The organism is Cytobacillus sp. MT66, assembly GCF_058792595.1.
Map to the genome: position 1 here is coordinate 136,958 of NZ_JBXAFB010000010.1, position 14,506 is coordinate 151,463.

15 protein-coding genes, 1 rRNA gene and 2 riboswitches are annotated in these 14,506 nt (G+C 45.1%); of the genes, 7 read left to right on the plus strand and 9 right to left on the minus strand.

Annotated features, from left to right (window positions below; genetic code table 11):
* The first annotated feature begins 14 nt into the window (after nucleotides 1–14).
* The gene (locus AC1Q59_RS17950) at nucleotides 15–1,214 is read left to right on the plus strand and encodes a CaiB/BaiF CoA transferase family protein (protein ID WP_492367234.1); all 1,200 of its coding nucleotides are present in this window, start codon (nucleotides 15–17) and stop codon (nucleotides 1,212–1,214) included.
* Between the two features lie 54 nt (nucleotides 1,215–1,268).
* On the opposite strand, the gene pcaC is transcribed toward AC1Q59_RS17950, so the two are convergent.
* The 5 genes from pcaC to AC1Q59_RS17975 are packed head-to-tail and all read right to left on the minus strand — an operon-like array spanning nucleotide 1,269 to nucleotide 5,539.
* Nucleotides 1,269–1,649, minus strand: coding sequence for a 4-carboxymuconolactone decarboxylase (gene pcaC / locus AC1Q59_RS17955; protein WP_492367235.1), 381 nt, complete (start codon nucleotides 1,647–1,649; stop codon nucleotides 1,269–1,271).
* 60 nt (nucleotides 1,650–1,709) lie between these two features.
* Nucleotides 1,710–2,498 (minus strand): N-acyl homoserine lactonase family protein, encoded by a 789-nt coding sequence (locus tag AC1Q59_RS17960; RefSeq protein WP_492367236.1) that lies wholly within the window; start codon nucleotides 2,496–2,498, stop codon nucleotides 1,710–1,712.
* Between the two features lie 42 nt (nucleotides 2,499–2,540).
* A complete protein-coding gene (locus AC1Q59_RS17965) occupies nucleotides 2,541–3,962 on the minus strand; it encodes an aldehyde dehydrogenase family protein (protein WP_492367237.1) in 1,422 nt (473 codons plus the stop codon).
* Nucleotides 3,959–4,861, minus strand: coding sequence for an NAD(P)-dependent oxidoreductase (locus tag AC1Q59_RS17970; protein WP_492367238.1), 903 nt, complete (start codon nucleotides 4,859–4,861; stop codon nucleotides 3,959–3,961). Before AC1Q59_RS17970 ends, AC1Q59_RS17965 begins: the two co-directional genes overlap by 4 nt.
* A 27-nt stretch (nucleotides 4,862–4,888) precedes the next feature.
* Nucleotides 4,889–5,539 carry a GntR family transcriptional regulator gene (locus tag AC1Q59_RS17975; RefSeq protein ID WP_492367239.1) on the minus strand — a complete coding sequence of 217 codons (651 nt, stop codon included), beginning with the start codon at nucleotides 5,537–5,539 and terminating at the stop codon, nucleotides 4,889–4,891.
* A gap of 208 nt (nucleotides 5,540–5,747) precedes the next feature.
* A riboswitch (SAM riboswitch) is annotated at nucleotides 5,748–5,845 on the plus strand.
* A gap of 70 nt (nucleotides 5,846–5,915) precedes the next feature.
* A riboswitch (SAM riboswitch) is annotated at nucleotides 5,916–6,019 on the plus strand.
* Nucleotides 6,020–6,109: 90 nt separating this feature from the next.
* On the opposite strand from AC1Q59_RS17975, the gene AC1Q59_RS17980 reads away from it, so the two are divergent.
* The 6 genes from AC1Q59_RS17980 (at nucleotide 6,110) to AC1Q59_RS18005 (ending at nucleotide 11,624) form a co-directional block, all read left to right on the plus strand.
* Nucleotides 6,110–7,141, plus strand: a complete 1,032-nt coding sequence (locus tag AC1Q59_RS17980) for a methionine ABC transporter ATP-binding protein (RefSeq protein ID WP_492367240.1) — start codon at nucleotides 6,110–6,112, stop codon at nucleotides 7,139–7,141.
* Nucleotides 7,131–7,781 carry a methionine ABC transporter permease gene (locus AC1Q59_RS17985; RefSeq protein WP_492367241.1) on the plus strand — a complete coding sequence of 217 codons (651 nt, stop codon included), beginning with the start codon at nucleotides 7,131–7,133 and terminating at the stop codon, nucleotides 7,779–7,781. The genes AC1Q59_RS17980 and AC1Q59_RS17985 overlap by 11 nt, the downstream gene beginning before the upstream one ends.
* 18 nt (nucleotides 7,782–7,799) lie before the next feature.
* Nucleotides 7,800–8,651 (plus strand): MetQ/NlpA family ABC transporter substrate-binding protein, encoded by an 852-nt coding sequence (locus AC1Q59_RS17990; protein WP_492367242.1) that lies wholly within the window; start codon nucleotides 7,800–7,802, stop codon nucleotides 8,649–8,651.
* 68 nt (nucleotides 8,652–8,719) lie between these two features.
* Nucleotides 8,720–9,925, plus strand: coding sequence for a M20 family metallopeptidase (locus tag AC1Q59_RS17995; protein WP_492367243.1), 1,206 nt, complete (start codon nucleotides 8,720–8,722; stop codon nucleotides 9,923–9,925).
* 138 nt (nucleotides 9,926–10,063) lie between these two features.
* Complete coding sequence (locus AC1Q59_RS18000; protein WP_492367244.1) at nucleotides 10,064–10,570, plus strand: RNA polymerase sigma factor; 507 nt, start codon at nucleotides 10,064–10,066, stop codon at nucleotides 10,568–10,570.
* Nucleotides 10,560–11,624 carry an anti sigma factor C-terminal domain-containing protein gene (locus tag AC1Q59_RS18005; protein ID WP_492367245.1) on the plus strand — a complete coding sequence of 355 codons (1,065 nt, stop codon included), beginning with the start codon at nucleotides 10,560–10,562 and terminating at the stop codon, nucleotides 11,622–11,624. Before AC1Q59_RS18000 ends, AC1Q59_RS18005 begins: the two co-directional genes overlap by 11 nt.
* Nucleotides 11,625–11,667: 43 nt before the next feature.
* On the opposite strand, the gene AC1Q59_RS18010 is transcribed toward AC1Q59_RS18005, so the two are convergent.
* From AC1Q59_RS18010 to rrf, 4 genes are all read right to left on the minus strand, one after another.
* Complete coding sequence (locus tag AC1Q59_RS18010) at nucleotides 11,668–12,621, minus strand: carbon-nitrogen hydrolase family protein (protein WP_492367246.1); 954 nt, start codon at nucleotides 12,619–12,621, stop codon at nucleotides 11,668–11,670.
* A gap of 35 nt (nucleotides 12,622–12,656) precedes the next feature.
* Nucleotides 12,657–13,337 (minus strand): molybdate ABC transporter permease subunit, encoded by a 681-nt coding sequence (gene modB / locus AC1Q59_RS18015; protein WP_492367247.1) that lies wholly within the window; start codon nucleotides 13,335–13,337, stop codon nucleotides 12,657–12,659.
* The gene (gene modA, locus AC1Q59_RS18020) at nucleotides 13,318–14,064 is read right to left on the minus strand and encodes a molybdate ABC transporter substrate-binding protein (protein WP_492367250.1); all 747 of its coding nucleotides are present in this window, start codon (nucleotides 14,062–14,064) and stop codon (nucleotides 13,318–13,320) included. Before modA ends, modB begins: the two co-directional genes overlap by 20 nt.
* Before the next feature lie 194 nt (nucleotides 14,065–14,258).
* Nucleotides 14,259–14,375 (minus strand): 5S ribosomal RNA (rrf, locus tag AC1Q59_RS18025).
* Nucleotides 14,376–14,506 lie beyond the last annotated feature (131 nt).

The window sequence follows — 14,506 nt, forward strand, 5'->3', positions numbered from 1 at the left end:
AGGAGCAATGAACAATGGAAAAGAAAAAACTACCCTTAGAAGGGGTTAAAGTATTAGAAATGGGGTCATTAATTGCCGGCCCTTTCTGCACAAGAGTGCTTGCTGACTTCGGTGCAGAGGTCATTAAAATCGAACTGCCGAAAAAGGGCGATCAGATACGCAGCTGGCGGGTCCTTCATGAAGGCACTTCCCTATGGTGGTATGTGCAGTCACGAAATAAAAAGACGATTTCCCTGGATTGCCGGTCCGAAGAGGGATTAGAGGTGGCAAAAAAGTTATTAAGCGAATGCGATGTCTTAGTCGAAAACTTCCGCCCAGGCACATTAGATAAATGGGGATTATCAGATGAGGTCTTAAAAGAAATCAATCCAAACTTAATTGTCAGCCATATTTCCGGCTATGGACAGGACGGCCCTTACAGAGACCGCGCCGGATATGGTGCGATTGGTGAAGCGATGGGCGGATTACGCTATTTAACCGGCTATCCTGACCTTCCTCCGACACGGGTCGGCATCAGCATTGGCGACTCCGTAGCTGCACTTTATTCTGTGATCGGGATTATGATGGCCCTTTACCACCGCGATGTCCATAGGGGGGAAGCACAGACGATCGATGTGGCCTTGTACGAAGCGATTTTCAGCTTGATGGAAAGCATGCTTCCTGAATATGATTTTGCCGGCGTCAAGCGCGAAAGGACCGGAAACATTCTGCCTGGCGTAACCCCTTCGAATGTGTACAAATCAAAAGAAGGCCATTATATTGCCATTGCCGCAAACGGCGATAATATCTTCCAGCGCCTGCTGAAAGTAATGGGCAGAGAAGATCTCGTCGGAGATGAAAGATACTTAACCAACGATAAGAGATGGGAAAATGTTGATTTTATCGATAAAATGATTGAGGATTGGGCGATGCAGTATGAATTGAAGGAATGCGTCGATATTTTGAACGAAAACGGCGTTCCGGCCGGCGCCATCTACAGCATTGAAGATATTGTCAAGGACCCGCAATATAAAGCGAGAAACATGATTGTCGATGTCCCGCATCCAGAGCTTGGCTCCCTGAAAGTCCCAGGTGTCGTGCCAAAATTAAGCAAAACTCCTGGTGAAATCAAATGGCTCGGGCCGAAAGTCGGCGAATACAACAACGAAGTACTAAAAGAAATCGGATTAACCGACGAGCAAATTGCAAAGCTTTACGAGAAAGGGATTATCTAAACTACTATTCTATTAAAAAAGGCCGGGTTCACTCCGGCCTTTTTCCGATAAATCTTATTCGTTTTCCATTTCCGCAAATACTTGCTTCGCTGTTCTGAAGCTATCAATCGCTGCAGGAACACCGCAATAGATCGCAGTCTGTAAGAATACTTCTTTAATTTCATCCTTTGTTAAGCCGTTATTAATCGCTCCTCTTACATGAAGCTTCAGTTCATGCGGACGGTTCAGCGCTGTAATCATCGCAAGGTTGATGATGCTTCTTGTTTTGCGGTCAAGTCCTTCTCTGCCCCATACTTCCCCCCAGCAATACTGTGTGACTAATTCCTGCATTGGCATATTGAAGTCATCCGCACTTTGAATGGATGAATCAACATATTCAGCTCCTAATACACTTCTTCTGATCTCTAATCCTTTGTCAAATAACTCTTTATTCATGTTCATTTTCTCCTCACTATTTTTTATATTTTTCATGCAAAAATGCATGGAATTCACTAATTAAGCAATTCTTACAGCAATGCCTTCCAGCCCTTTGACTGCCGGGAATCTTTCCATTACCGCAGGATCATGTCCCGGAATAATCAGATCCGGTGACTCAGCGAGATCGGTGACAAAATCAAACGCATCATACATCTGGGCAAGATTTGAAACGATGGAAAACGGCCGGTCCTCTTGGATGTTTTTATAAAAATGGGTGACATCCGAAGCCAGAATAACCTTTCCCTTTTCTGTCGGCACCTCGACCACCTGCAGCCCTTCTGTATGCCCGCCCGTTTTATGTACGGTAACTCCCGGCATGATTTCTTTGCTTCCATTCACAAATGAAATCCGGCCGTTAAAATTCTCTTTGACCAGATAGACAATATCATCAGGCGTTACATGGATACGGAATTGCTTCCTGGATGCATATTTGCCTGTCCAAAATGCCATTTCCGATTCTTGAACGACAAACTGGCTGTTCGGGAATTTTTCGGCATTCCCTAAGTGGTCATAATGCATGTGGGTAATGACCACCTGTGATACTGAATCTGCACCCACTCCAAGATGAGGCAGGACACTGACCGGACAGCGCAAAAACGTCCGGTTTCTTTCCTTTGCCACCTGTTCATTGAACCCGGTGTCCACGACAATCGCTTGCTTATCCGATTTAATAAGCCAGATGAAGTAATCCATCGGCATGGAATAATCCTCATGCGGATCAGCAGGACCGTGGAAATGCTCGGTGGCCTTGGCTTCACGAGTTGCATATTTGATGGCATAAACCTCATACTGTGAAAGTCCACTCATCGCCTCTAGAACCTCCTATCCTATTCCTTTTTCAAAACAGGCTTAGTTTCTATTCCAAATGACAAGTTTCATTTCCGTCATTTCTTCTACGGCATATTTCAGCCCTTCACGGCCTGTGCCGCTTTCTTTGACACCGCCGTAAGGCATATGGTCCACACGGAACGTTGGGATATCGTTTATCAGCACGCCGCCAACCTGCAATTTCTCAACGGCATCAAGCGCTACATCGACATCTTTGGTATAGATGCCTGCCTGAAGGCCATAGCGTGAATCATTCACTAAATCAATCGCCTCATCTACTGAAGAGATCTTGTTGATTAACACAATTGGCGCAAAGACTTCCTGGCAGGATACCTTCATTTGCGGATCTGCTTCTAAAATAACGGTCGGACGCAGCATATTCCCTTGGGCTTCGCCGCCCGTTGCAACAACGGCTCCCGCACTTTTCGCCTCTTCAATCCAATTTAACGCTCTTTGAACATCATTTTTTGAGATAAGCGCTGAGACATCTGTTGCAGGTTCTAAAGGATCGCCAAGTTTCAGATTGTTGCTTGCCTCAATGAACTTCGCAACAAATTCCTCATAAAGGCTTTCATGCACGTAGGCTCTCTGCAGGGAAATGCAGACCTGGCCCTGATTAGAGTACGCACCGATGATGCAGCGAGGGATGATTTTATCAATGTCTGTCCCTTTATCGATGATGACGGCTGCATTGGAGCCAAGTTCTAGCGTAACTTTTTTCAATCCGGCTTTATTTCGGATGCCGATGCCGACACTCGGGCTTCCCGTAAAGGTGATCATGCTGATCCGGTCATCAGTGACCAGCCTGTCGCCAACCACGCTTCCTCTTCCTGTCACCACATTCAAGACACCAACTGGAAGGCCGGCCTCCTGTGTCAGTTGTGCCAGGTGTAAAGCAGATAGCGGCGTTTGTGTCGCAGGCTTTAGCACGATTGTATTTCCAGCAGCAATCGCTGGACCGACCTTATGCGCGACTAGATTCAGCGGAAAGTTAAACGGTGTAATTGCACCAATGATCCCGATTGGCTCGCGCACCGTATAAGCCACCCTTCTTTCTCCTCCAGGAGCTGCATCCAATGGAATCGTTTCGCCATGGATTCTTTTGGCTTCTTCTGCCGCAAACTTAAACGTCTGGATCGTGCGGGCAACTTCAGTCTTAGCCATTTCGATCGGTTTAGCGGCCTCTAGAGAAATAATCCTGGCCGTTTCATCAAATCTTTCTTCAATTAAATTTGAGAGGTTTTCGAGAATTTCCGCGCGTGCGTGGGCAGGCGTTTTAGCCCACTGGGCTCTTGCACGGTCGGCAGCATCTATCGCAGCGTCCACATCCTCTGGGGATGCTGCTGCAATTTCAGCCAGCTTCTCTTCTGAATAAGGGGCAATCAGCGTTGTATATTCTTTCGCGTCCAGCCACTCTCCATTAATAAATAATTGTTTTTTCACGACAAGACCTCCTTATTATGTAAGCGTTCATTAGAAATTCTTTCTAAAAACTTGATGATCTCTGTATGATCCTGATCAGGCTCCCCTGTTCTGCTTGCACCTTCGTAGATTTGTTCGACTAAAGAAGCGAGAAGAACCGGAACCTTCGTGTCTTTGGCGATGTTATTGACCATGCCGACGTCTTTTAGCAATAAATCTAAAGAGAAACCAGAATTATAGGTTTCCGGCAGGATAAAGGTCGGGAACTTATAATGAGTGGAGAAGCTTTGTCCTGAGCTTGTATTGATCGTATCCAGCGCCACATTTAAATCAATGCCAAGCTTCTTAAGAAGGATCATTGCTTCACATGAAGCATATAGGGATGTCGCAGACAGATAGTTATTTACCGCCTTAAGTGCATGCCCTGCCCCGGTCTGTCCGACTAGATTAATCGCTTTTCCTAGGGATTCTAAAATTGGCAGCACCTTTACATAATCCTTTTCCTCGGCTCCAACCATGATGGTAAGCGTGCCAGCCTTGGCTCCTTTAACCCCTCCGGAAACCGGCGCATCGATTAAGGTTAATCCAAAGCTTTTCGCATCTTCAGCCAGTTTTCTTGTGCTGAACACATAGGAACTGCTCATATCAATGATAATCCCGCCTGGCTTCATGGATTGAAACAGCCCATCTTTACCTGCCAGTACAGCTTCTACCGCCTTGGAATGCGGCAGCATGGTAATCACGATATCGCTCTGTTCGCCGAGCTCCTGGACAGATGGTGCTACAATCGCTCCTTTTTCCTGTAAAGGCTTCACGGCCTCAGTATTCATATCAAACACGGTCAAACTATAACCTGAATTCAATAAATTTTCTGACATCCAACGCCCCATTTTTCCAATACCAACAAAACCGATCATCATATGCTTCATTCCCCTCTAGAATTTTTACTATTCTGGAAATATTATATCTAGTGAGCGAAGTGAACGGATTTCCTGTTCGTGAATCGCTCGTTTTCCTGTGCTGACGTCTTTTTTCATCAAAGCTTTGACCTGTTCTTTATGTTCATGCAGGGATGTGGCCATATTTGAACCCTGAGCCATCGACAGCATCCGAAAAGGCCGCGCGGACCGCCTGAGCGATACGTACGTTTCACTTAGAACCTTGTTCTTGGCAATCGTAAAGATGAATTGGTGAAATTCCTCGTTCAGATCATAATAGCGCTCTACATCCTGGTCCTTTACAGCCTGTTCCTGCCGCTTGATCACGTTTTCAAGCTTTGCCGCATCTTCTGGCTGGATGTTGGCGATTGCCTTTTCCATTGCGATCTCTTCAAGACGGTAAAGGACATCGTATAATTCATGAATATCCGTTCTTGTAAATCGCCGGACAACGACTCCCTGGTGGGGAATCCTCTGCACAAGGCGGTCCCGTTCCAGCATGAGGAGCGCCTCCCGCACAGGCGATCGGCTTGTTTTAAATTCCTCGGCTATCGCGGTTTCAACCAGGTGTTCGCCTGGATGCAGCATGCGCTTTCCAATCCTTGCCGTAATTTCTTCAGCAATCTTTATCGCTATCGTTTTTTTCGTATTTGTCTCCATCTTCATCCCCGTCCAATTATAAACATACAACATTGTCGACAATTTAGTATGCATCTATTATCACATTTATCAGATAATTTAGTCAATAAAAAAGTTTAAGTTATTTTAAGATAATTTTTAAGTATAGTTGAATAATTTAAAAGAATAATAAAATATGTGTTGACAATTATATTTACGAGATGTATAGTTACTATCATATTAAAAATACTTCTTATCAAGAGAGGCGGAGGGACTGGCCCTGTGAAGCCTCGGCAGCGGACATTGCGTACCGTGCCAATTCCAGCAAGTAATCTTGAAAGATAAGAAGAGGATATGGAACTGACATTCTGCCCTCTTCTGCCTGAAGAGGGCTTTTATATTTTAATAAAATAATATTTTCTTATCCAGAGAGGTGGAGGGACTGGCCCGATGATACCTCGGCAGCGGACATTGCGTACCGTGCCAACTCCAGCAAGCAGATAAGAGCTTGGAAGATAAGAAGACCTTAAGTACATATGATTGTTCATATGACTTTGCGTCCTTCTTCTTCCACGGAGAAGGACTTTTTTTATGAAGAGAGGAGCTCAAACGATGATAGAGTTTAAAGATCTCATCAAGGTATATAACAGCGGCGGCAAACAGGTGCACGCTTTAAATAATGTCAATTTAAAAATTAACAAAGGGGAAATCTACGGGGTGGTTGGATTCAGCGGCGCCGGCAAGAGCTCATTAATCCGCTGTGTGAATTTCCTTGAGCGCCCAACGTCGGGAAAGGTCATTGTTGATGGTCATGACTTAACCGCGCTTTCAGAAAAGCAGATCCGCGAAGTGAAGAAAAACATCGGCATGGTGTTCCAGCACTTTAATCTACTAAACTCAAAAACAGTATACGCCAACGTCGCTATGCCCCTTGTTTTAAGTAAAGCGCCAAAGGATCAGATCAAAAAGCGCGTGGCAGAGCTGCTTGAATTCGTCGGCTTAGGCGATAAAGCAGAGATGTATCCTGATCAGCTGTCGGGCGGGCAAAAACAGCGCGTCGGCATCGCCAGAGCCCTGGCTACGCAGCCTTCGATTCTGCTGTGTGACGAAGCAACTTCTGCACTGGACCCACAGACAACCAGCTCAATTTTGCAGCTGCTGAAAAAGATTAATAAGGATTACAACATCACGATCTTAATGATCACCCATGAAATGTCCGTGATCCGCGAAATCTGTGACCGGGTCGCTGTCATGGAGGCAGGAAAAGTGATTGAAGAAGGCACGGTGTTTGAAGTCTTCTCTGCACCGAAGACGCAGACAGCACAAAACTTTGTCAGCACAGTCATGCATGATCAGATCCCAGAGTCAATTCTCAATATGATTGAAAACAATCACGCTTCAAATCATATTTTTCGCATCAGTTTTATCGGACAGTCAACAGGCAAACCGTTTCTATCGCAGCTGGCTAAAAAGCTCGATATCGACATCAACGTGCTGTTCGGCAGCATTACTGAACTTCAGGGCATCCCTTTTGGCAACCTGATTGTAGAAATTCAGGGGCCTGATGCAGAAGTCAAGCGCGCCTTAACGTATATGCAGGCCAAACAAATCAGCTTCAAGGAAGTGACATCACATGCTAGTTAATTCAGAACAGATCATCGAAGCGGTCATCGAAACGATTCAAATGGTCGGCTTCTCCTTTATCTTTTCGATTGTACTCGGGCTGCCGCTTGGCATACTGCTCTTTGCCACCCGCAAAGGACAGATCCTTGAAAATCAGCCGTTTTTTACTATCCTAAATGCAGTTATTAATATTTTCCGTTCTGTTCCATTCATTATTTTGCTGGTAGCCATCATCCCGGTTACCCGGCTGATCGTCGGAACATCGATTGGCACATCAGCAGCGATTGTTCCGCTAGTTTTTTACGCAGGACCTTACATTGCCAGATTGGTTGAAAGCTCGCTGCTGGAAGTCGACGAGGGTGTGCTGGAAGCCGCCAACGCCATGGGAGCTACTCCCTTCCAGACCATTTTTAGATTTTTGCTTCCAGAAGCACTCAGCTCATTGGTCGTGAACTTCACGATTGCAACTATCGGCTTGATTGGTGCCTCTGCTATGGCCGGTACCGTCGGCGGCGGCGGAATCGGCGACCTGGCCATTACTTATGGCTACCAGCGTTTTGATACCACAACGATGCTTATCACCGTTGTCATTCTAATCGTGATGGTCCAAGGCCTGCAGTCATTCGGCAATGTCTTATCAAAAAAAATCAGAAGAAGATAATTTAGGAGGAAACTTATCATGAAAAAAACAGCTTTATCGATTCTATTGCTGGTGTTAGTTGTATTCACAGCTGCATGCTCAAGCAACACTACAAGCGGAAAAGAAAAAGACACAGAGTCAGAAACAAAACACATTAAAATCGGCATCACCGGCACAGATACACGCACCTGGGATTTTGTAGCTGAAAAAGCAGCGAAAGAAGGCATTGAAATTGAGCTTGTCTCATTCAGCGACTATGTTCTGCCAAACACTGCTCTTGCTGATGGCGAATTAGATGCAAACTCATTCCAGACTGTTGCCTACTTTGACCAATTCATTGCAGAGCATAATCTAGACCTTGTGCCAATTGCGACAACTTATCTTGCGCCAATGGCGATTTACTCAGACAAACTGAAGGATGTAAAAGAAATTAAAGACGGTGCGAAAATTGCATTGCCTAACGATATGTCTAACCAGGGAAGAGCCTTGCTATTGCTTCAGGAAGCTGGACTTCTTAAATTAGTTGATAATTATGACGGTCTTGCTTCAATTGAAGAAGCCGTAGTTGAAAACCCAAAAAATCTTGAATTGATCCCTACTGCTCCTGCACAGATCCCAAGAGCTTTGCCTGATGTAGACGCAGGTGTGATCAATAACGGATTTGCTAGAGATGCTGGTTTAAACCCAATTAATGACTCTATTTTCCATGAAAGCGAAACAGCGATTGACTATCTGAACATTATTGCCGTAAACAAGGAAGACCAAGACAATGCAACATTAAAGCGCATTGCTGAGCTGTTCCAAGAGGACGATACAGCTGAATTCATCAACAAAGAATTTGGCGGTACGCTGATTCCAACCTTTGTTCCATTAGAGAAAATTGGCTGGTAATCACCAAACCATGAGGGAAACGCAGTTTTCCCTCTTTTACTTTTACATAAATAAAGGAGGAATTGATCATGACCCAAATCATCACTCATTTAAGTGAAGCTATCAAGGCAAATATCGATGCCAATAAAGAACGCTATATTGAAACAAGCCACCAGATTCATGCAAATCCAGAGATCGGCAATGAGGAATTTTTCGCCTCTGAACAATTAACGAAGATTCTTGAAGAAGAAGACTTTATTGTTGAAAAAGGCGTAGCTGGCCACGAAACAGCTTTTGTTGCCCGTTACAAATCTGAAAAGCCGGGTCCCTCCATTGCCTTTTTGGCAGAATATGATGCTCTTCCAGGCTTAGGCCATGCCTGCGGCCACAATATCATCGGCACTTTGAGCGTTGCCGCTGCGGTCGGATTAAGCAAAGCAATTGCCGAAACTGGCGGCGAGGCCGTTGTCTTTGGAACGCCGGCCGAAGAAGGCGGCCCGAATGGAAGCGCGAAAGGCAGCTTTGTCAAACATGGATTAACTGAAGGAATCGATGCAGCGATGATGATCCATCCGCAGGGAAAAACAAGCCTTACTTCTCCTTCCCTGGCCGTCGATCCGCTGGATTTTGAATACATCGGCAAATCAGCTCACGCAGCTGCAGCACCGGAGAAAGGCATTAACGCGCTAGATGCTGTCATCCAGCTGTTCAACGGCATTAATGCCCTTCGCCAGCATGTCACAGACGATGTCCGCATCCATGGCATCATTACACATGGCGGTGATGCGCCAAACATCGTTCCTGAGTATGCGAAGGCAAGATTCTTTATCCGCGCAGCAACAAGAACACGCCTAAATGAAGTGACTAAGCGAGTGAAGGCAATCGCTGAAGGCGCAGCTCTTGCAACAGGCGCTAAGCTCAATGTCATTGCCTTCCAGAACGAAGTCGATAACTTGCTGTTAAATGAAGCATTCAACACAGTATTCAAAGAAGCCATTGAAGAATTGGGAGAAAACGTGACGGGCGAAAGAGAAGGAATCGGCTCTACTGATGCAGGCAATATCAGCCAGGTCGTGCCAACCATCCATCCTTATATTAAAATTGGCGCAGATGATCTGGTCCCTCATACTGTACCATTCCGAGAAGCAGCAGCATCTCAACGGGGTGATCAGGCTCTGATCACTGGCGCCAAAGCGCTTGGCATCACTGCTCTTCGTTTGATTACTGAACCGGAATTACTAGAAACAATCAAAGAAGAATTCAAACAGAGAAAAGCAGCCGAACAATCGAAGTAATCACAAATCCCCTCAAGTAAAATACTTGAGGGGATTTTTTTATTTAAAAAAGCTGTATACCTTTTGCCCTTTTATTTGTTATATAAGTAGGTTAACAAATAACGTTATTTTTAACTGGGAACGAAAAGTTGGTGAAAAATGAAAAAGGAGTCTTTAGAAGATCTTCTGATGGATGAAGCAAGACCGGTATTTAAATATCTTGTAAAAGTGGGGGCTTCTAAGGAGGATGCCGAGGATATTGTACAGGATACCTTGTATCAGGCGATGAAATATATCGATTCCATCCACGAAGATAAGGTCAGAGCCTGGCTGTTTAAGGTGGCGATTAACCGTTTCTATACCCTTTATAAGAAGCAGAGCCGGCTTGTCCGCCTGACCTCTGAAGAAATTGAAGCTATAAAGCCCCTGATGGCGAGTGCAGAAGATTTATTTCTAACCGAACAGAGCAAAACCGAGCTTATCCAGGCTTTAAATAAACTTAAGCCTTCGTATAAAAACCTGATGGTTTTAAAGTACTTTATGGATTTGTCATATAAGGAAATTGCCGGCATTTTGGAGATGAGCGAGCAAAATGTGAAGATCTATCTTTACCGGGCAAGAAATACATTTAAGCAAATTTGGGAGGAAACACATAATGAACGATGATAAAAAGTTTGAGGATGACAAAGAACTTGATGATCTCTTTGATCCTTCGAAGAACACGAAGTTAAAAAAGGCGGTAAAAAAAGCAAAGCGGCATACCATCCTCAGAAATGCAGGCATCAGTCTACTTGTTCTAGTCGCCCTTTTTGTCGGCGGAACCATAGCCAACCGATCTCTTGTATACAAGCTGGAAGGACCGGTGCAGATGGCTGTATCGGATTTCAACCAAATTTCAGCACCCAATCGATACATTGGAAAATTGGAGCGATTTCACGGATTCCTTGGCGGAAAAAACACCCTTTCCACTTTTAAGATCCTCGACGGAAAAGTCGTCTACACAGGGCAAAGCGAGTACGGATACGGGCTATTTCAGGATGAGTATGCCGGCTGGATCGGCACCGAAACGCCAATGATTCTTGGGAGAAGCTATGATACGGAGGATTTGGCTATTCAAAAGTATAATGAGCTGGGGCAAAGAGAAATGATCTTCTTCTACCCCTACGTTGACTATCCTCAATATAAAAATGACCTGCAGCAATTAGATCAATTAGAGCCAAACAAGGTCATGGAGGTGGCTTTATCATTTGATCAGGCCTACAGCATGAATCAGGTGAATAAAATGCTTCCTGACAACGTGACGTTAACCTGGTTCTGGATTGATGATTTAAATGAGGAAGAAAAGAAAGCAAGCCAATCAAGAGAAGTGGAGCAGACCGATGAAAATGGAAAGCAGACAACTGTCAGCACTCCGCCCTTGCTTCGCTCTGAATATACCGCATACGGAATTAAAGCGATTAACGAAAACAATGAAAAGATAGAGGATCCGCTGGAACCCTTCGTATGGGCATTAGAAAGCGGAATGAAGTACAACACTAGATATAAAGGCGAGTTCGAAAGGGTCTATAACAATCTGCTTGGATCTGACAGCGAGCTGACAAAGGATGATATCCGAGTATTTGGTGCTGTGGTTACCGGAGATGCCGAAAGTCTAAAAGACCTTCAGGAGTTGCCCTTTATCAAGTCCTCTTCCATCGGTGTGGTCACAGAAAAGTTTTAATACTAAAAAAGCCCAGCTCTTTAAAAGAACTGGGCTTCCATCTTTATTCTTCTATAATCAGATTCGTCTGCTTCTTCTCATTCACCTTAAGCTGAAACACATCCGGACGAGCATAGTGCCCGACTGGGTCAAAATCAAAATGCGCTTCGGCAATTTTGTCCAGGTCAAGATCCGCATAAATAATTGTCTCTTCGCCAAACACTGGCTCTACAATAAACTCTCCTAACGGACTGACAATACAGCTGCCCCCGCGTGTCAGTTCATGCGGAATCTCCTTGAACTCTTCCCTTGATGTAATCTCCCCAGGGTACATATCCTTGGTGGAATACTGGTTACAGGATAAGACAAAACATCTGCCCTCTGCCGCAATATGTCTGACCGTCGCAAACCATGTGTCCCGGCCATCCGCTGTCGGAGCAACATAGATTTGCACACCTTTGGCATACAGGGCTGCTCTTGCTAATGGCATGTAGTTCTCCCAGCAGATAAGCGCGCCAATTTTTCCATATGGGGTATCAAACACCGGCAGCGTGCTGCCATCGCCTTCTCCCCAGATCAGCCTTTCAGACCCTGTCGGCTTAAGCTTTCGATGCTTGCCCAAAAGCTTGCCGTCTGGACCAAAAAATAACACGGTGCAATAAAGTGTTCCCCCGCTGGACTCCTGGTCTTTTTCAATCACGCCAATGACGACGTAAGCCTTTACCTTTTTCGCCGCCTCGCCTAGTTGTGCCGTTTCCGGACCTGGTACTGTGATAGAATTTTTCCAGTAAGCAAGAAAATCCTTTCTTCCCTGGTCAGACCGGCTCCCGACGACTGCCCCAAACGACAGGCCCCTAGGATAAGCAGGGATGAAAGCTTCCGGAAATACAACAATCTGGGCGCCACTCTCCCCAGCCTCTTCTAACATGCGAACAGCCTTTTTTATACATTTTTCCTTATCCATCACAACTGATCCTGCCTGAACAACTGCCACTTTAACAAAGCTTGTCTGTTCCATCTCCAATCTCCCTTCTTAGTCCCAGCTTTCCTATACTAATCTTGCTTTCCCCTGACAATCAGCAGCATGATAAATGAAATAATCACAATCGAAATCACCCAAAGCCATGCCAACGCCATATTGCCTGAATCAATTGCTATGTAAATTGCTGTAGGAATCGTCTGCGTCTCCCCAGGGATATTCCCGGCAAACATAAGCGTAGCTCCAAATTCCCCAAGGGCCCGGGCGATGCTCAAGATACTTCCAGAAATCAGGGCTTTAGAGGCAAGAGGGATCGAAATAAACAGGAATATCTTCCACTCGCTTGCCCCATCGATCCTTGCTGCATCTTCAATCCCGCGGCTAACACCCTGAAAGCCAGATTTAGCAGACTGATACATCAGCGGGAAGGCAACCACAGCTGATGCAATCACCGCCGCCCACCAGGTGAAAATCACAGGCTGGTTAAAAAGCCATTCAATCGCCCGACCTGCCAGGCTGCGTTTGCCAAAGACAACAATAAGAAAGAACCCCACAACCGTTGGAGGAAGAACCATCGGAAGCATAAGAACCGTTTCCAAAATAGCCTTACCTCTGAATGTCCTTCGTGCAAAGAGCCTGCCTATGAATGTTCCTATGAAAATAACAGCGATGCCTGCCACAGCGGCTACCTTCAAAGAAAGCCAGATTGGACTTAAAAAGTCTTGCATAGATGTCTCATCGAACAGTAAATCCATAATCCTCAAATACCTCTAACGCCGCATTGCTTTGCAGATAGCTGTAAAAATCTTTCGCGGCTTTATATTGTTTGGAATCCTTCATAATGCCAACCGGATATATAATCGGTGTATGGGTGTTTGGATCAGCCGTTGCTGCCATATGTACCTTGTCAGAACCTAATGCATCCGTTTTATAAACGATACCGGCATCCACGTTTCCTGTTTCCACATAGGATAAGACCTGGCGTACATCTTTGGCGTAAACTATTTTTGGCTCAACATCTGTCCATACCTTTAGGCCTTCAAGAGATTCCTTTGCATATTTGCCGGCCGGTACAGATTCAGGAATGCCAATAGAAACCTTCTCTATCCCTTCTTTTTTCAAATCTTCAAAACTGGCTTGTTCCGACTCATCCTTCGGAACAATCAGAACCAGCTCATTCCCAAGAAGATTTAATTTATCTTCTGCGGCAATCAAGTCTTCCTCTACCAATAAATCAAACTTGTCCTCGGCAGCTGAAAAAAATAGATCAACGGGAGCTCCCTGGGAGATTTGCTTTTGAAGAGAACCAGAACCGCCAAAATTAAATCTTAATTTCACTTTGGGATGATTTTCTTGATATGTATACCCAATAACATCTAAAGCATCTTTAAGACTAGCCGCAGCCGATATCGTCAGCTCCACCTTTTCCTTCTTATCTGCCGGTTCCGTATTCTGGCTGTCTGAACACGCTGCCGTCAGCATGAGTAAAAGAAGAAAAATAGCGGCCAATATAGAGCGCTTTTGCACGTCTCCACCTCGATTCCCCATGCTTCATAAGACTATAGTTAGTTTTATCTTATTATGATTAACCATGGTTATCAATGAATTTTGCTTCAGCTTAATCAATAGTTCCCTAAATCAAAAAAAGAACACCTGTAACAGGTGTTCTTTGGGTTGCCCGGCGGCGTCCTACTCTCACAAGGGGACAGCCCCTAACTACCATCGGCGCTGAGAAGCTTAACTGCCGTGTTCGGGATGGGAACGGGTGTGACCTTCTCGCTATCGCCACCAGACTATTTTGTTGAAGAATTTCATTCCTTCAAAACTAGATAACACAAGAACATCATTTTGGTTAAGTCCTCGATCGATTAGTATCTGTCAGCTCCACGTGTCGCCACGCTTCCACCTCAGACCTATCAACCTG